Below are 24,750 nucleotides of genomic sequence, written 5' to 3'. Positions count from 1 at the left end.
TACCAGTTCCCAGCCCCGCAAGTCTTTGCCGTCCGGCCGGTCCGCAGCGGTTCCCATAGTCTTTCCTGTTCCGGTTTCGGGCATAAGCGATTCTAAACGTGCAGGATTTTTCTAAAAACCAAGGGAAATGTCCAAACTCGTTCCACTCAAACAAGTGGACATTTCCCTTGAACGAAAAATTCTGCGCGTTAAGAATCGCTAATACCCTGCAAAGTCACAGGAAAGACTATGGGAACCGCTGCAAACCGGCCGGACGACAAAGACTTGCAGGGCTGGGAACTGTTGCCGATTTTTCAAGCCAAAGAAAGAGATTTATGGTATATTAGAATTAGATAAATTGTATCGCACAAAATGGAGGCTTTCTATGAAAATGCGCACTGAAAAAGAGATGTTCGACCTGATCCTGGGAACCGCCCGCGACGATGAACGGATTCGGGCTGTAATTATGAATGGTTCCCGTGCCAACAAAGATGTAAAAAAAGATTGTTTTCAAGATTATGATATTGTCTATCTGGTCACAGATGTCCGCCCATACGTAAAAGACAAACACTGGATTGACCGTTTCGGCAGACTCATGATCCTCCAGATGCCGGAAGACCGGTCTGAACATCCCTATGATTATGACAGCGGCAGACCGTTTACCTATCTGATGCAGTTTATGGACGGAACCCGGATCGACTTAACCCTTTATCCGGCGAACGAATACAAAGATAACGGAGAACCGGCTGTCAGCCTTTTGGATAAAGACTCCATTCTGCCGGAATTTTCAGACTGCAATGACCAATGCTACTGGATTAAACCGCCCACCCAACGGGAATTTGAAGAATGCTGCAATGAATTCTGGTGGCTCTGCCCATACGTTGCCAAGGAGTTATGGCGAAACGGTCTCCCTATGGCAAAGACCCTGTTAGAGCGCAACATCCGCTCCGAATTCATGAAAATGCTGGACTGGTACATTGGCTCCAAACACGACTACAAAGTCGGAACCGGAAAAAAGGATAAATACATACGCTCTTACCTGACACACGAAGAATGGATTTCCCTAAAGAAAACCTACCCCGACCTAAAAACAGACAATATCTGGAACGCCCTGTTCTGCATGTGCACCATTTTCCGTGAAAAGGCACAAGCCTTAGCTAACGTATGTGGATATGAGTATCCCCTTGAAGAAGATCACCACGTACTAAACTATATAGAACACATCCGCAAGCTCCCCCGTGATGCCGGCGAAATCTTCTGACCTCCCACCAAAGATAATGCAAATTGTTATTTAACAGGATTGGCGAATGGTACGCACAGAATGGGGAGGCGGGGCCGGAAGGAAACGGTCGGAAGGGCAATCCGGGCCGGGGAGGAAAGATGCAGCCAAATGGGATTCGGGATTCGCCCCTAAGAACTACTAAGACCCGTAAGGACAAAACGAGGCAGGCCAGCGCCATTCGCAGTGAACTCTTGATGACTTCGCTGCTCAGCGGCGCTTTAAAAACTGAGACGGAAATCAGTTTTTACCTGCCTCGTTCTGTCCTTACGGGTCTAAGTAGTTCTAAAGGGGTTCCATACGATCCCATTTGGCTGCATCTTTCCTCCCCGGCCCGGACAGCCCCTCCGCCCTTCGTCTTCCGGCTCCGCCTCCCGATTCCGTGCTGGTTTTCGCTAGCCTGGTTAAAAACAATGTTATTGCATTGGTATTTACGAAAGCCAAATTTAGATAGATCGTAAAGGGATTTTCAGAAACGACTTCAGATTTTACTTTAAACGTCAAGGCATTTCGCGAAATGACCTCACCCTTTATATTAAATGGTGAAGGCATTTCTGAAAAAGCCTTCACCCTTGATGTAAAACCTTACTCCCGCATCCACAAAATCTTTTTTATCCTCAGCCAGCCAAGCAACAGCCGGAAAGAAGGGGAAACCTGGGCGGGCGGCGGAAATGGAAACAGATAGGGGATCGTGTGCAGACCCTTAGTGATACTTGGACGGCAAGAGCGGAAAAAGGCAGACAAATACTGAATTCCGAAGAGGCTGCTGAAAAAGTCCCAGATTTTGTAAATTTTAAAAATGTCATCCCATTTTATACACAATAATTTGATATGAAGTGGTGAAAACATAATTAAAAACCCTGGATTTTTGACATAAAATGGGGAATGAATTTTAAGCAAAACACTTTTTCAGCAGCCTCATTCCGAATCAGTATTTGAGGCGCCACTGAACGATGAAGTCATAAAGAGTTCATCGTGAATGGCGCCGCGCTGCCTTTTTCCGCTCTTGGCGTCCTAGTATCACTTAGGGTCGTAACCCGAATCCCCTATCCGTTTCCATTTCCGCCGCCCGCCCAGGTTTCCCCTTCTTTCCGGCGTCTCTTCGTCTACCTGGATAAAACAGCCTGTTTTGCAACATCTGCGCAGGTAGCTGCGTCCGGGGTGTAGAAATCTGCTCCGATTTGTTTTGCAAAGCTTTCGTTGACAGGCGCTCCGCCTACCATAACTATGTACTTATCACGAAGGCCTCTTGAGTTTAATTCGTCAATAACGTCTTTCATATTCGGCATTGTAGTTGTCAGAAGTGCGGACATGCAGATGATATCAGCCCCAACTTCTTCCGCTTTGTCGATGAACGTGCTGCTTTCAATATCAACACCTACATCGTAGATCTCGAATCCTGCTCCTCTGAGCATCATAACAACCAGGTTCTTACCGATATCGTGAAGGTCGCCCTTAACGGTGCCGATAACCGCTCTTCCCACCGGCTCATTGCCTACTTCGATCAATTTTGGTTCCAGAATGGCAATACCTGCATTCATAGCTCTTGCAGCAACCAATACTTCCGGTACGAAAACTTCGTTATTTTTAAACTTCTCACCGATAATCATCATTCCGGAAAGCAGTCCGTCATTTAAAATTGCCTTAGGGTCCACACCCTCGTCCAATGCCTGCTGTACCAAAACTTTTACATTCTTTGCTCTTCCCTTTTGCAGAAACTCAGAAATCTCTTCAATAATAGCCATTCCTACTTCCTCCTCATAAATATATGCGCTGTATAGCTCAATCTTTTATCTGTATATGAGTATAAGAAATTACGCCGGGAGAATTTTGTACTTTTTTTGGAGTAATTGTATTTCTTTTGGAATCTTATTATGTTTCTGCAATAATTTTAGATACAACGGACATAAATGCGTCCACTTCCCCCAAACTGCCGCCCTCCCTTATCTTGTAAAAGAGGTGATTGATGGCCGTATCGATGCCCTTGTCGTTGGCATCTTCCATCATGGCGCATTTTAAACGGTCCAGTTCAGTGCGGTGGGTCTGAAATAAAAGCCACCTGGAAAATTGATCTTCGTACTCGTCCAGAATCTTATCGGCAGCCTTTATGTCCGCCTGCTTTTTCTCATTATTCTGCCTTGCCAGCTCCTTCATATCTTCTATATTAAAGTAACTGGTGTGCTCAAGATTTCCGATGGCTTTTTCGATATCCATCGGGACTGCCAGATCCACGAACACCCTCGGTTTGTCTGTGACCCGGCATTTTTCAAAATGGTTTTTTGTAACGGTATAGTGAGGGCTGGAGGTTGCGCTGATAATCACGTCCATATCGTCCATGTAAGAATACCGCTCGTCATATGGAATGACCTCATAACGGACATGGCCGCCGCCCGCTACTCCAGGCAAATGATTGCGGCTCGTAACGTATATGGAAAGACCTTTTATGCATCCGGCATTTTTGAGAACGATGCCGCCGATCTTGCCGGAAGCTCCGATGATCATCATCTTTTTGTCCTGAAGTCCTCCCAATTCATGTTCCGCCGCCTTTACCGCCAGCGTTGCCGTGGATACGCTTGTCTTCGAAAGAACCGTATCCGTCTTAATCTTTTTAGAGCAGGTGACCGCATAACGGAACAGCGTGTTCAAATACGTGCTGCACCGGTTCCTGGAATGTGAAAATTCATGGGCATGTTTTACCTGCCCTAATATCTGGTCTTCCCCGATCACCATGGAATCCAGGCCCGCCGCCACCCGGAACAGATGGTGCATCGCCTTCTGTCCCTGATACAGCAGAATATAATCCCTCAGATTTTCCACATGATCCGCTCCGGCCGTTCCTGAAACAATAAAAAGCATCTGTTCAAATATCTTCGAAGCGTCCGCCTGATCGTCGGAATAGCAGTATACTTCCATCCGGTTGCAGGTGGACAATACCACCGCTTCTTCTATATGTTCCTGTCCGCACAAACCGTCCAGAATCATTTCCTGCTGTTCTTCATTAAATGCGAACAGAGACCTGATCTCGATCGGCGTGGTTTTATAGCTGACACTTAATAGTTGTACTCCCATACTCCCCTCGCTTTATGCCTGTAAAATGACCTCACAGGTTTTTTTGATATCCTCCTCGCTGTGAGCCGCCGATACAAACATGGCCTCAAACTGGGACGGCGCCACATAGATTCCATGTTCCAGCAACGCTCCGAAATATTCCGCATAAGCGTTTGTATCCGAAGAGGTGGCGCTTTCATAATCCGTAACCGGTTTTTCCGTAAAAAATGCGCACAGCAGAGAGCCGATCTGGTTAACGCAAAGCCCTCCTCCATTCTTCTGCTCCCCGCGCTGTTTCAGAGCGGCGGCCAGCATTTTGGCCTTTCGTTCGATCTCCCTGTAGTATTCCGGATGCGCCTTCAGAATTTCCAATGTTTTGATTCCTGCAGTCGTGGCAATCGGATTGCCGGAAAGAGTGCCCGCCTGATAAACAGGCCCTACCGGTGAAACCATGTCCATAATTTCCTTTTTACCGCCGTATGCAGCCATCGGCATTCCTCCGCCGATAATCTTGCCCAAGGTCGTCATATCCGGTTTGATCTTATAATATTCCTGCGCTCCGCCGTATCCAAGGCGGAATCCGGTGATCACCTCGTCAAAAATCAAGATCGTGCCGTACTCAAGGGTGATCTGGCGGAGAAACTCCAAAAATCCGTCCTGCGGAAGCACGACTCCCATATTGGCGGCCACAGGCTCCACGATAATGGCCGCTACCTGGTCTTTGTAAGTTTCCATCAGTTCTCTGACAGAATCCTTGTCATTGTACAATGCTACCAGAGTATTTTGGGTATAGGACGCCGGAACGCCGCTGCTGTCCGGAACCGCCGTAGTAAGGGCCGCCGAACCGGCTTTTACAAGAAGACCGTCCGAATGGCCATGATAATTCCCTTTGAATTTAATAATTAAATCACGTCCCGTATATCCCCGAGCCACACGGATTGCGCTCATAACCGCTTCCGTGCCGGAGCTCACCAGCCTCACTTTTTCCACAGAAGGCATGGCCTCGCAGATCATCTCTGCCAGCACCAGCTCTTTTTTTGTGGGCGCTCCGTAGGTCAGACCATTTTCACATGATTTTTTAACCGCTTCTATCACTTCCGGATGGGCATGTCCCAGAATTCCGGGGCCCCAGGAACAAACGTAATCGATATATTCATTTCCGTCCACATCCGTGATGCGGCTGCCTTTGGCATGGTCGATGAACAAAGGCGTTCTTCCTACTGACCCAAACGCGCGGACCGGGCTGTTTACGCCTCCCGGGATTCTCTGTCTGGACGCTTCAAATAGCTGTTTTGACTTTTCTGTATTCATGGCTGTTCGTCTCCTTCAAATTTCTGATAAGCTTCTATATTAATATTTTCAAATGTGCTGTTTTCCAGATAGACCTCGTTGGCCATCTCAAGCATCGGGAATAAAAGCACTGTCCCGGTTCCTTCCCCAAGGGCCAGCTGGCCTAATATCACAGGCTTTAAGCCCAGTTCCTCCATGATCCGCTCGCTGGACGGTTCCTTGCTCATATGGGAAGGAAGCATATATCCTGCCGCATCCGGGCAGATCCGCTTTGCCAGCAGAGCCGCAACAGAAGAGATCAGCCCGTCAATCACGATGGGCACACGGTAAACCGCTCCTCCCAAAAACAAACCGGTCATTCCCGCTATGTCAAACCCTCCCAAAGCAGCCAGCACCCCGATGGGATCAGACGGATCGGGATGATGCAGGGCGATCGCTTCTTTTATCACATTCGCCTTTCTCTTTATCCCCTCTTTTGAAAGACCTGCGCCTTTTCCGGTCACCTGCTCAGGCGGCAGATTCAAAAGGACGCTGGCAATGGCACTGCTGGTAGTCGTATTGCCGATTCCCATCTCTCCGGTACCGAGAATCCGGTAACCGTCCTTCTTCAGTTCCTCCACAAGATGAATTCCCGTTAAAATGCCCTGAAGCGCCTCTTCCCGGGTCATGGCAGGCTCCTTTGCCAGATTCTTTGTGCCATAAGCGATCTTGCAGTTTCTGATTCCCGGCTCCTTCACATCCCGGTTGATGCCGATATCCACCGGAATCACATCCGCCCCCGCCACGGCGGCCATACGGTTTACGCTGGCAATTCCTTTGGCAAAGTTTTCAGAAACCACAGCCGTCACGCTGCTGTCTGTCTGTGTAACGCCTTCAGCCACCACGCCATTATCGCTGCACATAACAACGACTGCCTTTTTCTCCAAAGAGATCATCTCGCTGTTCTGGATTCCTGCAATCTTCGTAATCATCTGCTCCAGCAGGCCTAACCCATCCAGCGGCTTCGCTATATTGTCCCAATGGGCTTTGCTGACGCGCAGAATCTCCTGATCCAACGGCCTGATCTGCCCGCATAATTGCTCTAATTCCATCCTCTGCTCCATATCCAACTCCTTTATTATGCCTAAGTGACGAATTCATTTCATCACTGTCTTCTGCAAATTATATCATATTCAGCTAAAACTTAACATCCTTAAAAAGATTTACATCAACCGGCCCGCAAAAGATACACAAAATCGGGATGCGGACCGTTTCCTTTCCGATCTGCATCCCGATTCCGTGTGTATCTTCCGCCGCATCTGCTGCCGCTTTATTTTTCAAATTCGATGCTGGCCGTGGCCGGCAGCGCAAGCCTGCATTCCACTTCCATACATTTGATGATTCCTGCTATAGCCGGGCAGGATGCATGCCCCGGGAAATGTTCCGATGCGTATTCATACAGCTCGCCGGCGCCAGGCTTCGCCAAACATACGTCAAACGCATCAAACGTATCTCCCAATTCCTCAAACATCTTCCGAATGCTCTCACATCCTGACTGTACTGTAACGGTCACTTCCTGCTGGTCTTCTGACTCTGCGGTCACCGCTGTAATCAAACCACAGATACCAGGATTAATTTTAACTTTCGTCATTACACCTGCCCCTTTCTGCTCTTTGTTTTTGTAATTGTTCCGGTTCTGCCCACCGGTTAATTAATATAATATTCGTAATTTCCCTTCATCACCAGCCCGATAGGAACAAATTCCTGTCCCTGGTTCCGGCTGCCTGTGGACAAATACTGGTATAAAACTTCAACTGCCCGTTTTCCCTGCTCTTTATTGGACTGATAGATGCAGACGGTCAGAATATCACTTTCAAAATAAGGCTGCAGTTCCAGGAATACATCGGTTCCCATAAGAAGCACATCCCTGATTTTCAGTTCCTCGGCCAACTGACAGAGAACATAGGTATTGCGGGCATTGCAGCAGAAAACTGCCGCGATCTGTTCCTCCTTCAGAAGCTGCCGCATGCGGCCTTCAATATCTTCCCTGCCAAAACCGTCGATGGTAAGCAGCTCATTCTCCACTCCCAGATTTTTTATCTCTTCCAAAAATCCACCGGCGTAATTCTGGTTGGAAAAGAGACTGGCATTGCCGGTTAGAACCAGAATCCTGCCCTCTTTCTTATGTATGGCAGTTTTCAAAAACTCCGCCGCCAGCTTTCCTGCCTTTTTATGATCCACCTTAATGCTGCAGAAATAATTTTCACTTCTACCGTAGCTGGAAATCAATACAGTGATCACACCTTGTTTGTAAAACCGGGCTATCCACTCATTTGTTTCACTGGTATCGGAAATGGTGATAAGGCCGTTGATGTCGTCCAGCATGGTATCGTATAAGGTCTGCAGTTCCAGCGCGATCTTATCCATTCTGTATTCCGATTCAATGTAAATAAAATGAAACTTATATTTTTCCAATTCCGCCGCCGCTTCTTTTATCCCCTTCCAGATTCCCCGGAAATAATACTGGTCTTCGCCTTTTGCTTTTGGAAGCACGACGGCAATATTGATCGCTTTTCTCTTTAAGCTGGAGGCGGCGGCGTCTATCTGGAAATTCATCTTTTCCACTTCCGCCAGAATCCTCTTTCTGGTTTCTTCTCCAACTCCTTCTTTCCCATAGATCGCCCGATGCACCGTGCCTATGGAAACACCTGTCTTTTCTGCAATCTGTTTTATGGTCGGCCTTCCATTTTTCATGTCAACAGTTCCTCCTGACCTATGCTCATTCTATCCGATTCCATTTACTAAAACGTTATCTCTAATGGAATTATGGCACAAATCGGTCAAATTGTCCACTGTGATAATAAAATTACCTCTGTTTTTTCTCAACCGCAGCCTTAAAGCAAGCCGTCAGTTCAGGCGTATCCGGTAAAATGCTCTCATATTTGACTTCCCCGTCCACGCAGATGGTGGGAACCTGTTTTGCTCCCAGTTTCATCATACAGGCAACGCCCTCTTTTTCTTTAATCTTATGCTCAATAATGACTACCTGATCCATGATCGGCGCAGCAGCCACGCGCACCGCCTCCATGTTGTACTGGCAGGCCGCACAGGATTCAGAATCCAGGGTGATGCAGTCGATAATCACCTTATCCTCCGCCTGATAATCGGGCAGCTGGTAGCTGATTCCTTCCATCACATCTCCGCCTTCAAAAATGTCTTCGATATCGCCGTGAACCGTCTTCGTAACCGCCTGGACATTCTCAACAGGTGTGGCATACGGCATGTCGCATCCCGGAGCCAGAATAAATCCCTCATGTCCGCCGATCTGCATACAGTTTGTGGCATCCTGCATATTGTCATACGGGGTTCCAAACAGCATGGTGAGGGTCAGTTTAATATTTCCTCCTACGGAAACTTTATTTTTATGACAGATATCCACCACATAGTCCAGAGGAATATTTTCATCCACAGAGACATTATCCGCGTGAATCTCACACATCTTTTCCACATTTCTTTTTGCATTGCCGCATACGAACATGGAACCTAATTTTCCTCTCTCATGGATATAGTCGAAAACAGGAGTTACATATGGGGTTACAAATTCTTCAAAGCTGTCAGGGGAGATTTGGGATGTCATCGGGTCCACCAACGCAACGATATCGACGCCTGCGTCAATATACATCTTGGCCATGTTAATCGCCACCTTCTGACAGAATTCCATCAGCTCTTCCACCTCTTCCGGCTCATCCAGCATATCGTAGAAGATATCCGTTCCTTTCAGATGCAGGGCCAGAGTAAATGGTCCGGTAATCAGGCCATATACGGCAATTTTATCTCCCACAGCCTCCACAATTCTTCTGGTGGCGCTAAGGGCAATCGGCAGACGTCCGTCATTTTCCGTCGGAATCTTCAATTCTTCCAGGCTGGCGCCCTGTTCTAAAACATGGGTGGATACGGCCGGAGGATTGTCTTTCGCATAGGTCAATTGGCAGCCCATGGCCTCCGCTTCCAGCTGCAGGTCAAACATGGTTGGAATGCCGTCAGGATTGTACAGTTCCACCGCTTTTAACACGCCGTTTACGATATCGTCTTCATTTTTAAAATACGTCTCACAATCCACTCCGATCAGGCTGGCCGCATGACAGCCTACAAACGGCACCCACGGGATTCTGTCCACTTTTTTACACTGCATTGCATTCAATACTAATTCTTTCTGATTCATCGTCTTTTCTCCTCCATGTTCACTCTCTTTATTCATAAATATTAACCGGAAATCCCATGATCCTGTCCCACTCCCGGTACAGTTCCTGTTTAAAATCTCCGTGTCCGTTAAGTATCACAACAATCTTAGTCCGCACCATCAGATCCCTCTTTTTGGGGACATACGGTTCAAATGACCACTGATTCTCCGTAGAATCGAATAAGAACCACTCATCTGCAATCTTTGCAAATCCCTTGCCTCTGAGCATGCCGGCCGGAAGGCTTTTGATAAATTCCCTTAATTGTTCCTCTGATATGTCTCCGTCGCATTCCAGCGCATAAGAGGCCGGCCGGTTCCACGGATGATTGCTGGTTTCTCCCACATATCCGTTGTCCTCCAAATGATCCTGAAGGAATTCTAACGGCACGTCGGAAAACATGGTTTCATACTGAACCGCATTGGGATTTAACTCCTTAATGACCGCCCGTATCTCCTCCAACGTCACCTCATTTACCAGATCAATCTTATTGATGATGATAAAATTGCTGGAAATGATCTGATTCTGAATGGGTGTCAGCACCTTCACATGCTTGGTAAAGGATACGGAGTCCACCACGCATATGGCCCCTTTATAATGATAGCCGCGCTCTGTTTTTCCGGTCAGTTCATCCAGCAGAGTATGAATGCCGGACGGGTCTGCCAGGCCTGAATTCTCAACCACCAGGATATCCACATCCAGTTTCGTGAAACCGATCAGGGTTTTTACAAATTCCCCCTTCAGACAGCTGCAGAAAATGGAGCCGTTGCTGATCTCAATCAAATGCATGCCTTCCCGTTCCACCAAAGTCCCGTCGATTCCGACTCCGCCGAATTCATTGACCAGCACGCCGATCTTCTTATCTCCCATGCCCGACAGCATTTTCTTTAAAAGCGTCGTTTTGCCGGAGCCTAAGAAACCGGATATCAGATACAGGTCAATATCCCGCTTTTCTTCTTTTTCCGCCTTCTTTGCAAAATCATCCAGCCCCTGTTTCCATACTCCTGTTTCATCATGATACTGGATGCTTGAGGGGTGAAGCTCGCATTCGCACCGGCTGTCTCCCTCTTCCCGGATCACCACCGCTTCCGTGCCTTCCAGATCGGCCTTGCTTTTCGGGAAAAATGGGCATTCTTTTCCTTTGCATTCTTTATTATTCCTGAAAAACCGGCACACCACCTTATCCTTTTTCTCCAGATGGATTTCTAATTCTTCCTCAAGGAAGTCCACCGCCTCTTCAAAAGCCAGGTAAGTGTTCCGCTTACAGCATCTGGGGCCTTCAACCTCGGCAATCTTTAACAGGCATCTGCCCGTCCCCCTGTTGGGCAGTGCCCAGTTCTTCCCTTCTGTCTTTGGAGTCGCCTTCAGATAAACGCTGGTGAAAATGCCTATTCCCACCGCTGCCCCGCAGTTTCCGTAATTTCCGCAGAAGCCTCCCAGCACATGTTTCGCCCGTTCCAAAATCTGATCAAGATCCTCGTTTAGCTGCGCCGCCGTTTTCTCCTGCATCTTGTATACCACAGTCAGCAATACCGCCGGAATCATATAGTGGTGGGGCGGACAGTGCATGGGCAACCCGTCCAGGCTCATAACCCGGTCGGCTAAATCCCAGATTGTCAGTGTCTCATCCGAGTTAAAATATTCCGTACATATCTTTGTAATATCCTGATAAAAATCTCTTTCCATAAAAATGCCCCCTTATTTCCTCTAAGTATAAAAGGAATTTCAGATATTTCCTTGAAATTATGTCATAAAAATTGTAATTTTTTTAGAATATAGGATTATATCTTCCACCGGATACATCTCTTTTCCAACATATCAAGAAACAGATTGAGTAAAAGGATCACCGCCGCAGTCAGGATGATTCCCGCCAGCACGCAGGTATAATTTCCGTAATCAGCAAAATTTTTAATAAAATACCCAAGTCCCGAGGACGCCCCCATCATTTCCGCCATGGTGAGAAGCATAAATGAGGTGGACAAAGAGATGTGAAGGCTTTTTACCACACCGGGAATCACATAGGGCAGATAAATTTCAGCAAACAGATCCCATTTCCCAACGCGCATGCTTCTCACCGTATCCTCCATGGTCTGCGGCATGGAAGATACCATCAGAACCACATTCATGAACACCGGCCAAAACAGCCCCATCACAATCACAAATATCGACGCGCTTCGAAAGGAAGGCATGACCGCCACCACATAAGGCGTATAAATGATGGGTGGAATGCAGCATGCAATTTTAGCGGCCGGAAGCAAAAACTCTCTGATCCGCCTCACTCTTCCGGAAATGATTCCAAGGGGCACACCCAGAAAAAATGCAGCTCCGAATCCGGCCAAAAGAAGCTGAAAGGACGAATACACGCCTCTTATCATCAGCCGCCGTTGTTTTATAAAAACCTGAAACACCGCCCGCGGCGAAGGGAGCAGAATCGGGCTGGCAACTAAAAACCAGTCTGTCACCCCTTCCCATACGATCAGAACCGCATAAAAAAAGAACATCAGATCACTGTTTCCCCCTGATTTTCCGCCGCCCATTTTCCGCAGCAGATAAAGGATTTCCGCCATCGTGACCATACAGGCGAATACAATCCCATTATCTGTCTGTCCATTAACAGGATACAGCCCCATAATCATGAGGATTATGTAGAGCACGTGAACCGGCCAGTCTTTTATCATCTTCATCTCTCACCCTCCGTTTCGCCGCACCCGCACCGGCAGTTATCCTTCTCTCCGGAATCCTCATGCCCGGTTCCATCATAGTACAAATCGATCAGCCGCTTTCTGATCACACAATATTCCTCTTCCTTCAGAATGGTATCAATCCCCCGTGGCCTCTTAAACGGAATATCAAAATCCGCCCGCACCTTCCTTTCATCCAAAAAGATCACCCGGTCCCCTAAAAAAATGGCCTCGTCCACATCATGTGTAACAAATACGATGGTCTTTTTCTTCTCTCCCTTTTTCCACATAATTTCCAATAGCTGCTGCAGCTCCATCCTGTTTTTAGGGTCCAAAGAAGCAAATGGCTCATCCAGCAGAAGCAGCTCCTGATCCATTGCCATCATCCTGGCAATAGCCGCTCTCTGCTGCATGCCGCCGGATAACTGCCCGGGATATTTCCCCCCGCAGTCCTCCAGCCCAACAGATTCCATATATACGGCGGCCCGCTGTTCCCGCTCCGCCTTCTTCATTCCCGGAAATGCCTGTCTGATTCCAAAAGAAACGTTCTTTTTCACAGTCATCCATGGAAATAAGGAATTATGCTGAAACAGGATTCCCGTACTTCCTCCGGGTTCAAAACAGGATTTTCCGTCCACAACCACCTCTCCGGCGGTGGCGGTTCTAAGCCCTGCAATCAGGCTCAAAAGCGTACTTTTCCCGCATCCGCTTCCTCCCAGCACCACCACGAATTCGCCGTCCTCAATGGTCAAGTCTATGTTATCAAGCACCCTTGTTTCTTCCCCCGGATAGGAAAATCCGGCCCGTTTCAGCTCAATCATAAAAAACCTCTCTAAAAGTTATTTTCCTGATATGCGGCATCCAGTTCCTTCAGTATCTCACTGTCCGGATACCGTTTCATCAGCCCGTCCAACGCATCTTTATAAATGGTGACGTCCACATTTTTATCCGCATCCCATTTGCTGTCCTCCGGAATATCGCCGTTATCTTTCATCACCTCATAAAATGACTTCACTTTATTCTTAGCCGGGTCCATGGTTATCTTCATAGCCCCGTCATACAGGCAGTATTCCACATATTCCCTGTCCTGTCCGGAAAAATCCATCAGCTTTTTAACCGCTGTTTCCGGGTCCTCCTGGCACAGCAGATAAGCCCTCAGATTGGCGGTCTGAAACTTCACCAGCGCATCCCTTTTTTCGTCAATGACTTTTTGTGATGTGGTCTGCCGGCAGCACACCGCCCCGGGCATCACGTCTCCGATTGCAAATGCCTTTGTCAGCCCCTGCTGTCTTGCAATCAGCCCAAAACCGCTGTTCACAAAACCTGCGTCCGCCGTCTTTTTCTGCACGGCTTCGATTACGCTCTGAAATCCGTCCACTTCCACAAATTTAGTGGCCGTATCCACATCTAACCCCTGATCTCTCATCAGGCTCTCCGCTATCATATGGCTGGTCTCCGGCCTGACACAGGCGATTGTCAGCCCTTCTAAGTCTTCTAACGATTTCACTTTGTCTTTCAACTCGTCCGACACAACTACCTCTCCGCCTTCCGCTATAGTTCCTCCAAATACCACATAATCCCCTCCTTGGGACGCAAATGTTACGGTTGGGATGATGCCCATAGGAAGCACGTCCATCTTGTCCGTTCCAATGGCGGTCAGGCCGTCATTTAAATTGTTGATCTGTTCAAATTCCACCTTCAGGCCCTCTTCTTCGTAATATCCCATTTCGTGAGCCAGAACTACCATGGCGGCTTTTATGCTGGTTCCCATATTTCCGACTTTTAAAACCTCAGACTCCGCCGCCTTCTTTGTACATCCGCTAAGACCGGCTGCTGCCATCAATGAAATTGCCAATAAAACTGCTGTCCTTCTCATAACATCCTCTCATTCCGCCGGGTTCCGGCACTTTTATGCAAAAATAATACTAATTTTAAGAGAAATGTTTTGGTAATTTCTTTAGATATTTTACAGATTTTTTTGGAACAGCTCAGCCTTCCGATGCCTGTGCCGGCTGCGGCAGTTTCCATGGCCTTTCCTGTGACTTTGCAGGGCATTAGCAATTCTGCACGTTTAGAAGTGCTTATGTCCGAATCCGGAACTGGAAAGGCCATGGAAACTGCCGCGGCCGGCACAGGCATCGGAAGGCTGAACGGTTACATTTTGGGGGAACGATCCACAAAAAGTCGTTGACAATTCTAAAAAAAGCTTATAAAATATCTCTAAACCATTGAGATGGAGATAAAACCTTCGAAGGCGCCGTACAGAGAATGGGGCATATGCTGAGAGCCCTATGGAAAAGCCGGTAGGTAAATGGACCGTTGAGGGCCAGGGGAAATGTATGTTTACAAAGTATCTGAGGACGTATTCCGGCGTTAACGGTAGGAGATGTGATAGCATTTCTGGTTGAGTGGATTTTCTAATCAAAAAAGGTGGTACCGCAGAATAATAATCTGTCCTTTTCATTAAGGGCAGTTTTTTTATTTTATAGGATAATTATCCTATGAGAAAATATAGTTTCATCACAAACAGAACTCGCAGCTGTTTAAAAATCATTTTCAGGAATGATGGCTTTTGCATAAACGGTTACGCAAAATTACAGGAGGAAATATCATGGAAAATTATAGTATTAATCTGCCTGCCTATTCCATCGGAACGGACGTATATAGAAAGGTTCCCGAGATATGCAGCCCTTATGGAACCCGCATTGTGGCAATCGGAGGCCATCGTGCCATGGAAGCGGTAAAAAAACAGTTAACGGAAGCGGTTAAGGTAAGCGGCCTTGAAATTTTAGATTTCATCTGGTTTGGCGGTGAATGCACCTTTGAACAGGTTGACAGGCTGATGAAACTTCCTGAGGTTGAAAGCGCTGATATAATTTTCGGAATCGGGGGCGGAAAGGCTTTAGATACGGCAAAGGCTCTGGCTGTTAAGGCAAATAAACCTGTTTTTACCTTTCCTACAATTGCCTCAAACTGCGCCGCCTGCACCAGCGTATCCATCATCTATAATACGGACGGCAGTTTTAAACAGCCATTTTTCTTCCCACAACCAGCAAAGCATGCATTTATCCAAACCCCGGTGATTGCCAATACGCCAACAAAATATATGTGGGCCGGAATGGGGGATACCTATGCCAAATATTTTGAAAGCACAATTTCCGCAAGAGGAGACGAACTGGTTCACTATATTGCCATGGGCGTGGGCATGAGCCATTTGTGCTATGAACCTTTAATGAAGTATGGGAAACAGGCTCTGGATGATCAGAAGGCCGGAATCTCTTCCTACGCATTTGAACAAACAGTTCTTTGTATTGTGGTTACCACTGCGCTGGTATCCAATTTTGTAACTGCCGACCACCGGATTGACTACAATACAGGTTTAGGCCATGCCGTTTATTATGCTCTGACTTCGTTTCCTCATATTGAAGAAAAACATCTTCATGGCGAACTGGTATGTTACGGAATTCTTCTGCTGCTTTTAATTGACAGACAAAAGGAAGCATTTGAAAGGGTTTATAATTTTAATAAAAGTGTGAAGCTGCCTGTCTGCATGGCTGATGTGGAGATTACGGAAAAAGATCTGGATGCTGTGGTTAAACAGGCCATCGCCATGAAAGATATTGACCATAATCCATATGAAATAACAGAGGAAATGCTGACTGAGGCAATTAGAGAGCTGGAACGCTATCACATGGAACATTAATTCAAAGTGGCTGTTTACTGCCCAAAAATACAAAAAGGGCTGGATATAAGTTACTGACCTTTCCGTCTGTTTCTCTATCCAGCCCATCATCCCAATGAATGTACTTAATTTTTCATACAGCAAAATTATCTTTTTATAATCACCCCTGGCATTGCATCAACCACAGACCAGTCTTCCACCTCTGTCTTCAATGCAAATAAATATTCCAGGCTCTTCATATTCCTCAAAGCAGACAGATCGGAAACCGCAGTTTCCGAAATATCCAAAACTCTTAATTTCGTCATTCCCGCCAAGGCGCTGATATCCAGAACCGGCGTCTGTTGAAGCATCAGGGTTGTTAACCCGGTAAGTCCTGCCAAAGGTTCCAGATTGTCCACAGGATTTCCCCAGATCCACAATTCCTGAAGGGAATTCATCGTTTTAAGCGGACTGATATCGCTCAAATCATTCTGTGAAAGGTCCAGTGAAGTCAGACGGGTCAAATGTTCCAAACCGCTAATATCCGTAAGCTTATTATTCCACAGCCACAGCCGTTCCAGCCAGGTAATCTGTCCAAATCCGGCGGCTTCCGATATATCGCTCCCATAGATTCCCAATTCTTTCAGCTGATGAAAATGCTTAAAATCCACAGGCGTTTTAATGGTACCGGCCAGCGTTTCATCATAATAATACCGAATTGCCAGCTGCTCCCGATTCTCCATAAAATCCGCGCCGTCTTTGTCTTTTCCGTTAATAAACAGACGGTCATCTCCATACAGATCCGCCGATGTTATAAAATCCAGCTCCGAAGCATAGATGTCCCCCTCCGGCTTTCCCAGGTAATCACGAATCAGCCCCTCGATCACCGGTTCTTCCCACTGAATCACATAGTCGGATTCCCTTAATGCAGCTTCCGCCTTTTCTGCTTCTCCCATCAAACGATAGGCTTCTGAAAGGCCCATCACAGCCTGGGTATCCTTTTGTTTTTTCCCCATTGCTTTTTCAAAACAGGCAATGGCTTCCTCATAATTGCTTTCAGCCAGGTATTTTTCTCCTTGGGACAGATATTCCTGGCGCTTTGCTTCACCGCTGCAGGAACTCAGGGTAAGAACGACCGATACTCCGATTAAAATCTGTACTATTTTCCGTTTCATTGGCACCTCCGTTTCATATAATATAACTCACCCGGCTGTAAAACACGCTGGGTGAGTTCTTTTGTATAGGTGGCGCATTCCGCAATTTATAAATATGTTTGAACTAATTTCATGGCATCTGTCAGTGAAATTCCTTTTTCTCTGGCAATGCGCGCCAGATCCTCGTATTCTGGTTTTTGGCGTTTTACATCCCAGCCGCTGCTTTCCTTGATATGAACCGTGCCGTATGGCGTCTCAACTGCTTTAATCTCTCGTTTCAGTGTATACCGCGCGCAGTCATATTCCCGCACCCCAAGCGTTGTGGTGTGCCGGAATAAAAGCCTCACCATCTTTTCTTTATCCGCCATTTTGCACATGCAGACCAACATCACTCCGGGACGGTTTTTCTTCATTCCGATGGAAACGGTATAGACATCCAGCGCCCCTTCTTCCATCAGTTTTTCCTGCGCATATCCTATGGCCTCCGGGGTCATATCATCCAGATTACAGCAAAGCTCGGACGCTCCGTCCTTTGACTCCTCCGTCTCTCCCAGCATCGCACGTACACAGTTCGCCCGTTCGAATTCCTTCTTGCCCATACCATATCCGATTTTAGATATTTTCATAACCGGCATGGAACCGAATTTCGCCGAAAAATGCTTTAACAGCGCAGCACCTGTAGGTGTGCACAGCTCGCCTCTGATTTCGCCGCCATAAACAGGAACATCCTTCAAGATATAGGCGGTGGCCGGGGCCGGAACCGGCAGAATTCCATGAGCGCATCTCACCTGGCCGCAGCCTACATGAACAGGAGACGCCACCACCTGATCCGGCGCCAGTTCATGAATCAGCATGCAGACACCCGTTATATCCGCTACCGCATCCATAGTTCCCACCTCGTGAAAATGGATCTGATCCACAGGCATTCCATGAGCATGACTCTCCGCTTCCGCAATCAGACCATAAACGGCCAAAACATCCTTGCGCACCTGATCCGGCAGATCCAAATGCCCGATCATATGCTCAATCTCATGCAGCCCGGTGTGATGGTGATGTCCGTGAGCGTGATCATGGTCTGTGTGGCTATGGTCATGGTGGCCATGATGATCATGATGGCCATCCTTGTGACCTGCATGATCATGTTCGTCATGATTATGATGGTGGTCTGAATGACTACGATCGTGATGGCTATGGTCATGGTCTGTATGATTATGATCATGGTGGCCATGCTCATGCTCCGCACAACTATGATCATCATGATCATGCTTGTGTTCTGTACATATGTAATCATCATGGCTATGACCAAGCTCTGCATAACTATGATCATGGTGGCCATGTTCATGCTCCGCACAACTATGATCATCATGGCCATGCTCATGCTCCGCACAACTATGATCATCATGGCCATGCTCATGCTCTGCACAACTATGGTCATGTTGGCCATGCTCCGCACAACTATGATCATCATGACCATGTTCATGCCCATGCATATGCGCATGCCACTCGTCCAAGCTCTCCTCTTCCTCCCCGTTAATCACAACGGACACATGAGTTCCCGTAATCCCGCATTTCACTGCCGGTTCCGCCGTCAACTTCACTCCGGGAATCCCCAGCTTCTCAAATCTCTCTAAAAATCCGGCCCGGTCCGGATGAAGTTCCAGCAAAGCAGCCATCAGCATATCCCCTGCCGCTCCCATATTGCATTCCAAATACAAAGTTTTCACTGTTTTTTCCTCCTGTTTCCTGCCTCGCGGCGCACATATTACACATTCTGCAATTATTCAGTACTCTCACAATTACGAGCAAAAATCCATGATAAACTGCCTGCGGCGATGGAAAATTTCTTCCAACCGCCCTCTCATCCCATATGGTTAATCATACTTCCCAAATACCCGGCTCCAAAGCCATTGTCAATATTCACCACACTGACCCCGCTGGCACATGAATTCAGCATGGAAAGCAGTGCGGAAAGGCCGCCGAAAGATGCGCCGTATCCGATGCTGGTAGGCACCGCAATCACCGGGCAGTCGGCCAAACCGCCAATTACGCTGGCAAGGGCCCCTTCCATTCCGGCAATCGCTATAATCACCCGCGCGTCCATGATCTCGTCAATATGGGCAAACAGCCTGTGAATCCCGGCCACTCCCACATCGTAAAGACGGACCACTTCATTTCCCAAAGCTTCCGCCGTGAGCGCCGCTTCCTCCGCAACAGGCATATCGCTGGTGCCTCCGGTTGCCACCACGATCTTTCCGATACCGTCCGGCACAGGCATCTGCCCTGCAATTCCCACATGGCCCATCTCATAATACTGCATATCAATCTCTTTTTTCACAATTTCAGCCGCTTCCGGGCTCATTCTGGTAATCAGAATCGTCTTTTGGCCCTGCTCCAGCATGGTGGACGCGATCTTTATAATCTGTTCCGGCGTTTTTCCCGCGCCGTAGATCACCTCCGCAATCCCCTGCCGCAGACTTCTGTGATTATCAATCTTCGCAAATCCCAGATCCTGAAATGGTTCCGTTTTCAGGTTAAACAATGCGTCCTCCACTGAAATCGTCCCATCCGCCACCTTCTGAAGCATCTGCTTTATCTCATTTTTTTCCATGTTAACCTCGTCTTTCCCGCAAACTGCGTTCCCATATTCCGAAATGCTGTCCGAAACAAAATGCCTTCCGGGACCTATCTTCCCGCCAAATCCAGCATCACGCCTTTAAAATGTTTTCCTACCGCGCCGCAGACCTCTTCTCTCATCTCAATCATCTTTGCCATCTGGCCCGAAGGGACCTGAATTCTTGCCATTCCCTCCAAAACGCGCACCCGGAAATCCGTAAAGCCCAGCGCAAACAACGCATTTTCCGCCATCTCCACCTGAGACAGCACCTCTGCTGTAATCTGCTTTCCGGAAGGTATTCTGGTAGCCAGACATGCATATGCGGGCTTATCCCAGGTAAAAAGCCCCGCCTCTTTCGACAGCCTGCGCACTTCCGGCTTGGTAATCCCGCATTCCCTCAACGGCGAACGCACTTCCATCTCCGTTAAAGCCCTCATTCCCGGCCTGTCCCCCGCGTCGTCCGAAGCATTGGTTCCGTCGATTAAAACCCGGTATCCATCTTCCACCGCCCGCTTTTTAAGCGCTCCGAACAGTTCCGTCTTGCAGTAATAACACCGGTCGGACGGATTGGCCGCCACCACCGTATTGGACAGAATATCCAGTTCAATCACAGTCATCTCCACGCCTAATTCCGCGCACAACCGTTTCGCATCATCCAGTTCAAACTGAGGCTGAAATGCTGTTTTAATATAATATGGCCGGATCTTTGCGCCATAGTGAACACCTGCATACAAAAGATAAGAAGAATCCACACCGCCGGAAAATCCTAAAGCCACTTTTGGGTTTTCATCAAAAAATTGTTTTAAGCTGTCCATTATTCCTCCTTTAAACGTGAAACCTGTCGTATTCATCATAGCAGTCCAAACACAGCTTCTGGTCCCCCTGCAGGCGGAGCATATGTTCTGCGGTCACCTCTCCACAGCAGTCACATTTGTAAGACTTAAACAGCCTTGCCCGTTCCGGAACCTGATAGGACGGCTGTTTTACAAAAAACAAATCCTCCGGCTCACTGTTTTGCAGAAACTGGAATGACTCCTCCTTTGTCTGAAATTCCGGGCGCTCCTTTAATACCAGGCGGACCGCTTCATTGGTTTTTCTGTTATAAAAAGAAAATGCCTGTTTTCCTCTCATGTGAAACAGCAGATTCCCCTTTCCGATGCTGCATCCTAAAATCACCTGAATGGCATCCACCCCGCAGGCGTCATTTTCGGAAATGCACACCACTTCCTCATCCTCTGAAAAATCCAGTTTTAACAGATCCATGGCGTATAATGCCGCCTTATATCCGATTGTCAGGCCTCCGCACACATGGCCGTGAAACTCCGCACATTTATTCCATAACTCTTTGTTTTCATCTCTCATTATTCAAAATCCTCCATTTGGTAAATGCTGCACTCTATGTTATCAACTACCGGTTCAAACGGCCTCAGCCGCCCGTCTTTCAGCAGATAAATCCTGTCCGAAACCTTGGCCGCGCAGGTCAGGTCATGGGTCACCATCAGCATGCTGAACCCTTTCTGGTTCTGAAGCCCTTTTAAAAGCCTGAGAACATTGGCTTTGCTGGACGGGTCCAACATGGATGTAGGCTCGTCCGCAATCAGAAGAGACGGCTTCATCGTAAGCGCCCTGGCTACCGCTGCTCTCTGCTTCTGCCCGCCGGATAGTTTTCTTATCTTCATCTTTAAAAAATCGTCGTGGAAAGGAAGTCCAACATCTTTCAGCGCATCGATAACCGCTTCCCGGATCATCCCTTCTCCTGACAGAAGCAGCGGTTCTCCCACCGCCTCCAATACGCTCATTCCGGGATTAATGGAAGCATTGCTGTCCTGAAAAACCATCTGAAGCCCGTGCTTGGACCGGTGCAGCTTCTCATAATCCGCCGGCTTTCCCTCAAACAAGATCTCGCCCTCAAATTCATCGGAAAATCCTCCCAATATTCTGGAAAATGTGGTCTTCCCCACCCCTGATTTTCCAACCAGAGACACGAATTCCCCATGCCCGATCTCAAGCCCCGTATCCTGAATCACTTCCTGGCTTCCAAACCTCTTTTTAATATGCTCCGCCTCCAGCAAGGTGATAATCCCGCCCCTGTTGCAGGCCACATAATGATCCTCCCCGCACTGGGAAAGCTGTGGTTTTTGTTCCCTGCACAATTCCAGGCTCTGACTGCATCTGGCGGCAAAGGGACAGCCTTCACCGGATTCTCCGTCTGCCGGCCGGATTCCCCAAATGTCCTTCACCAGATTGATATCCATAGAAGAACGAATCAGCCCCTGGGTATAAGGATGTCCCGGACGGCTTAGCACCCGGTCCGTCTTTCCCATCTCCTCCACGGTTCCGCCGTAAAGCACTAAGATCCTGCTGCTCAGCTCTTTTGCCAGGCGCAGATCATGGGTGATCAGTAAAAATGCGGTGCGGTACCGCTCATTGATCATCCGTATCATTTCCATAAAAGATTTTCTGGATTTGGCATCCATGGAGCTGGTGGGCTCATCCAGAATCACCAGTTTCGGCGTCAGCGCCATGGCATTGGCCAACAGAAACTTCTGAGCCATCCCCCCGGATAATTCCCCGGGATACCGGTCCAGATCCTCTATTTTTAACCCGGTCATCTCCATCAGATGTTCCATCTTTTCACGGTGAAGCTCTTTGGGATATTTCTTAATCAGAGTTTCCGCCAGCTGTTCTTTCAGTTTCATGGACGGATTCAGCCATTCCCCCGAATTCTGGAACACAATGGAAAATGCATCCATTCTAATTTTCTTTCGTTCTTTCTCTTTCATATTATATACGCAATATCCTGCGGTGACAACCTCTCCCGACACCTGAACTTCCCCTTCCAGAAGACAGGAAACCGCCCGGGCCAGCGTGGTCTTACCGCTTCCCGATTCCCCCACAACCGCCAGGATCTCCCCCTCTTCCAGATGAAAGGAGCACGGGCCGAGGGTAAATCCCGGATAGGAAACCACCAGCTGATCCACAGCTAACGCGTATTTTGCAGAATCTCTGCTTCGTCCGTTTACATTTTCCTCCGTCATAAAGTGTTTCAGCCCCTTTCCTCCAACAGATATTTTTCAGCCGCCTGCGAGAGAAGCCGCAGACATAAAATCGTAGCCACCAGCATTACCACCGGCGGAACCAGCCACCATTTCCAATACTCGGTAAAGTAAATTCCTGAAAATGCCGCCGCTTTTTGTATCATAAGCCCCCAGGATTTCGCCAACGGATCGGAAAGTCCGAGATAAGCCAGGGACGATTCCTGAACAATGGTTTTCCCGGTCACCGCTATGGAATTGACCAGCAGAAGGGGCATCACCTCTCCCATCATGTGTTTTCTCACAATATACCACGGCCCGGCCCCATAACTTTTGGCGAGAACCGTATACTCCCTGTTTTTCACCGACATCACCTTCGCCCTCACCTGCTTGGCGATTGGCGCCCAGGAAAATGCCGAGATAATCCAGATGATATTCCAGATGCTCTGCCCCCAGAAAGCTCCGATCACGATCATAACCGGAAGCTGCGGAACCGACAGAAACACATTGATCAAAAATGAGATAATATAATCCGTTCTGCCTCCCCTGTACCCGGACAACACCCCCAAGATCCCTCCGGCCAAAAAGGCGATGGCCGCGGTCACGATCCCGGTCATCATGCTCAGGAAAAATCCTTTGGAAAGCTGGGCAAAGATATCAATTCCCAGATTATCCGTGCCCAGATAATGCGCCGCCGACGGCGCTTCCAAAGACCCTCCGGAAGGAATTACCGGGCTGTGGGGATACAAGGTGAGCCCGTACAGGCAGACCAATGATAAAACAGCCAAAACAATCAAATACCTTCTGATTCTTTTCATGTCCGTTCCTCCCTGTCCGCACCGGCATTTATCACATCAGCCAGAAACAGGCTGACCAGCACAATCATGGTGGATAATAAAAAGAATCCCTGGATCATCACGTAATCCCTATAGCGCACCGCCTCCCGCATTACAATTCCAAGCCCCGGGTATGCGAATACATTTTCCACCAAAAGGGTGCCGCCCACGGCCGTGCCAACGCTGAGAAAGAAACGGGCTACCACAGGAGTCATCCCATTTTTAAAGATGTACTTCCACCGGATTCTCCGCTCCTTCAGCCCCTTGGCCCTGGCGTTCAGGAGATACGGCTTTGACATCACTTCCAGGAAGCTGGCCCTGGCCGTAAAGTAGAATTTAGGCGTCATTACGATCACCAAAGACAATACAGGGAGCAAAGCATGAAGAAAAAGGTCAGATGCCTTTTCAAACCAGTTTCCGTAACGCGCAAATGGAACCGCCCCTCCCGATAGGGGGATAAAGGACACCTTGGAAGCCACCAGAAACAAAAGCAAAAGCCCGATCAAAAATGCCGGAATCTCCGTAACTGCCGACAATAATTTATATATCACCTGATCAAAATGCTTCCTCTGCATGCCAAAAAGAGCCAGCCCGGTTCCGATCGCCATGCTCAGAATTAAGGCCGCTCCCATAATGGAAAGGCTCCAGGGCAGACGTTCTTTTAACACGTCCGCCACCGGTTTTTTGTAATGAATGCTCAGTCCCAAATCCCCTTTTAAATTCTTCCTGACCGTATCGGCAAACTGGATTCCCACCGGCTTATCCATGCCATAATAGGCCCTCATCTGCTCGATCTGCTCTTTTGAAAGCTCCACATTCATATCCTCTCCTGCCACAGAAGAGGTATAGACGAAAGGATCTCCCGGCATCAGACGGGGAATAAAGAAATTGAATATGTAAATCACTAAAAAGGAAACTGCAAAAAGTACTGCCCGCTTTTTCATAAGCTCTGATTC

24 protein-coding genes are annotated in these 24,750 nt (G+C 48.0%); 3 read left to right on the top strand and 21 right to left on the bottom strand.

Features of this window, described 5'->3' with window-relative positions; genetic code table 11:
- Positions 1–364: 364 nt before the first annotated feature.
- A complete protein-coding gene (locus C0033_RS03765) occupies positions 365–1,240 on the top strand; it encodes an aminoglycoside 6-adenylyltransferase (protein ID WP_207656853.1) in 876 nt (291 codons plus the stop codon).
- A gap of 303 nt (positions 1,241–1,543) precedes the next feature.
- On the opposite strand, the gene C0033_RS26845 is transcribed toward C0033_RS03765, so the two are convergent.
- The 13 genes from C0033_RS26845 to C0033_RS03710 all read right to left on the bottom strand — a co-directional run bounded on the left by C0033_RS26845 (position 1,544) and on the right by C0033_RS03710 (position 14,370).
- Positions 1,544–1,762, bottom strand: a complete 219-nt coding sequence (locus C0033_RS26845) for a hypothetical protein (RefSeq protein ID WP_180994547.1) — start codon at positions 1,760–1,762, stop codon at positions 1,544–1,546.
- A 602-nt stretch (positions 1,763–2,364) separates the two neighbouring features.
- Positions 2,365–3,003 (bottom strand): corrinoid protein, encoded by a 639-nt coding sequence (locus C0033_RS03760; RefSeq protein WP_103226546.1) that lies wholly within the window; start codon positions 3,001–3,003, stop codon positions 2,365–2,367.
- A 127-nt stretch (positions 3,004–3,130) separates the two neighbouring features.
- Complete coding sequence (hemA, locus tag C0033_RS03755) at positions 3,131–4,327, bottom strand: glutamyl-tRNA reductase (RefSeq protein WP_103226545.1); 1,197 nt, start codon at positions 4,325–4,327, stop codon at positions 3,131–3,133.
- 12 nt (positions 4,328–4,339) lie between these two features.
- Positions 4,340–5,617: a glutamate-1-semialdehyde 2,1-aminomutase gene (gene hemL, locus C0033_RS03750; RefSeq protein ID WP_103226544.1), complete on the bottom strand. Its 1,278-nt coding sequence runs from the start codon at positions 5,615–5,617 to the stop codon at positions 4,340–4,342.
- Positions 5,614–6,699: a nicotinate-nucleotide--dimethylbenzimidazole phosphoribosyltransferase gene (cobT, locus tag C0033_RS03745; RefSeq protein WP_242984402.1), complete on the bottom strand. Its 1,086-nt coding sequence runs from the start codon at positions 6,697–6,699 to the stop codon at positions 5,614–5,616. Before cobT ends, hemL begins: the two co-directional genes overlap by 4 nt.
- A 73-nt stretch (positions 6,700–6,772) precedes the next feature.
- Entirely contained in the window at positions 6,773–6,916 is a 144-nt protein-coding gene (locus C0033_RS26840) for a hypothetical protein (protein ID WP_180994546.1), read from the bottom strand.
- A complete protein-coding gene (locus tag C0033_RS03740) occupies positions 6,906–7,226 on the bottom strand; it encodes a hypothetical protein (RefSeq protein ID WP_103226543.1) in 321 nt (106 codons plus the stop codon). Before C0033_RS03740 ends, C0033_RS26840 begins: the two co-directional genes overlap by 11 nt.
- A gap of 56 nt (positions 7,227–7,282) precedes the next feature.
- The gene (locus C0033_RS03735) at positions 7,283–8,329 is read right to left on the bottom strand and encodes a LacI family DNA-binding transcriptional regulator (RefSeq protein WP_103226542.1); all 1,047 of its coding nucleotides are present in this window, start codon (positions 8,327–8,329) and stop codon (positions 7,283–7,285) included.
- A gap of 112 nt (positions 8,330–8,441) precedes the next feature.
- Positions 8,442–9,833, bottom strand: coding sequence for a uroporphyrinogen decarboxylase family protein (locus C0033_RS03730; RefSeq protein WP_103226541.1), 1,392 nt, complete (start codon positions 9,831–9,833; stop codon positions 8,442–8,444).
- Positions 9,826–11,499, bottom strand: coding sequence for a DUF5714 domain-containing protein (locus C0033_RS03725; RefSeq protein ID WP_103226540.1), 1,674 nt, complete (start codon positions 11,497–11,499; stop codon positions 9,826–9,828). The genes C0033_RS03730 and C0033_RS03725 overlap by 8 nt, the downstream gene beginning before the upstream one ends.
- A 95-nt stretch (positions 11,500–11,594) precedes the next feature.
- Positions 11,595–12,497 carry an ABC transporter permease subunit gene (locus tag C0033_RS03720; protein ID WP_103226539.1) on the bottom strand — a complete coding sequence of 301 codons (903 nt, stop codon included), beginning with the start codon at positions 12,495–12,497 and terminating at the stop codon, positions 11,595–11,597.
- Entirely contained in the window at positions 12,494–13,315 is an 822-nt protein-coding gene (locus C0033_RS03715) for an ABC transporter ATP-binding protein (protein ID WP_103226538.1), read from the bottom strand. The genes C0033_RS03720 and C0033_RS03715 overlap by 4 nt, the downstream gene beginning before the upstream one ends.
- Before the next feature lie 11 nt (positions 13,316–13,326).
- Positions 13,327–14,370: an ABC transporter substrate-binding protein gene (locus tag C0033_RS03710; protein ID WP_103226537.1), complete on the bottom strand. Its 1,044-nt coding sequence runs from the start codon at positions 14,368–14,370 to the stop codon at positions 13,327–13,329.
- A 69-nt stretch (positions 14,371–14,439) separates the two neighbouring features.
- On the opposite strand from C0033_RS03710, the gene C0033_RS03705 reads away from it, so the two are divergent.
- Both C0033_RS03705 and C0033_RS03700 read left to right on the top strand, forming a co-directional pair.
- Positions 14,440–14,685, top strand: a complete 246-nt coding sequence (locus tag C0033_RS03705; protein WP_103226536.1) for a hypothetical protein — start codon at positions 14,440–14,442, stop codon at positions 14,683–14,685.
- A 420-nt stretch (positions 14,686–15,105) separates the two neighbouring features.
- Entirely contained in the window at positions 15,106–16,197 is a 1,092-nt protein-coding gene (locus C0033_RS03700) for an iron-containing alcohol dehydrogenase family protein (protein WP_103226535.1), read from the top strand.
- Positions 16,198–16,322: 125 nt separating this feature from the next.
- Here the strand turns inward: C0033_RS03700 and C0033_RS03695 are convergent, their stop codons facing one another.
- From C0033_RS03695 to C0033_RS03660, 8 genes are all read right to left on the bottom strand, one after another.
- A complete protein-coding gene (locus C0033_RS03695; RefSeq protein WP_103226534.1) occupies positions 16,323–17,330 on the bottom strand; it encodes a leucine-rich repeat domain-containing protein in 1,008 nt (335 codons plus the stop codon).
- Positions 17,331–17,416: 86 nt separating this feature from the next.
- Positions 17,417–18,982 carry a nickel pincer cofactor biosynthesis protein LarC gene (gene larC, locus C0033_RS03690; protein ID WP_347501033.1) on the bottom strand — a complete coding sequence of 522 codons (1,566 nt, stop codon included), beginning with the start codon at positions 18,980–18,982 and terminating at the stop codon, positions 17,417–17,419.
- A 185-nt stretch (positions 18,983–19,167) separates the two neighbouring features.
- Entirely contained in the window at positions 19,168–19,917 is a 750-nt protein-coding gene (larB, locus tag C0033_RS03685) for a nickel pincer cofactor biosynthesis protein LarB (RefSeq protein WP_103226532.1), read from the bottom strand.
- Between the two features lie 74 nt (positions 19,918–19,991).
- Entirely contained in the window at positions 19,992–20,738 is a 747-nt protein-coding gene (larE, locus tag C0033_RS03680; protein ID WP_103226531.1) for an ATP-dependent sacrificial sulfur transferase LarE, read from the bottom strand.
- 10 nt (positions 20,739–20,748) lie between these two features.
- On the bottom strand, positions 20,749–21,285 hold the full coding sequence (locus C0033_RS03675) for an FmdE family protein (RefSeq protein WP_103226530.1): 537 nt from the start codon (positions 21,283–21,285) through the stop codon (positions 20,749–20,751).
- A complete protein-coding gene (locus tag C0033_RS03670; protein ID WP_103226529.1) occupies positions 21,285–22,961 on the bottom strand; it encodes an oligopeptide/dipeptide ABC transporter ATP-binding protein in 1,677 nt (558 codons plus the stop codon). Before C0033_RS03670 ends, C0033_RS03675 begins: the two co-directional genes overlap by 1 nt.
- A gap of 8 nt (positions 22,962–22,969) precedes the next feature.
- Entirely contained in the window at positions 22,970–23,776 is an 807-nt protein-coding gene (locus tag C0033_RS03665) for an ABC transporter permease (protein WP_103226528.1), read from the bottom strand.
- Complete coding sequence (locus tag C0033_RS03660) at positions 23,773–24,738, bottom strand: ABC transporter permease (RefSeq protein WP_103226527.1); 966 nt, start codon at positions 24,736–24,738, stop codon at positions 23,773–23,775. The genes C0033_RS03665 and C0033_RS03660 overlap by 4 nt, the downstream gene beginning before the upstream one ends.
- Positions 24,739–24,750 lie beyond the last annotated feature (12 nt).

The organism is Clostridium sp. chh4-2, assembly GCF_002899675.1.
Taxonomy (GTDB): Bacteria; Bacillota; Clostridia; order Lachnospirales; family Lachnospiraceae; genus CHH4-2.
Note: the sequence above shows the minus strand (reverse complement) of the source record. Positions and strands in the feature narration are given on the sequence as shown.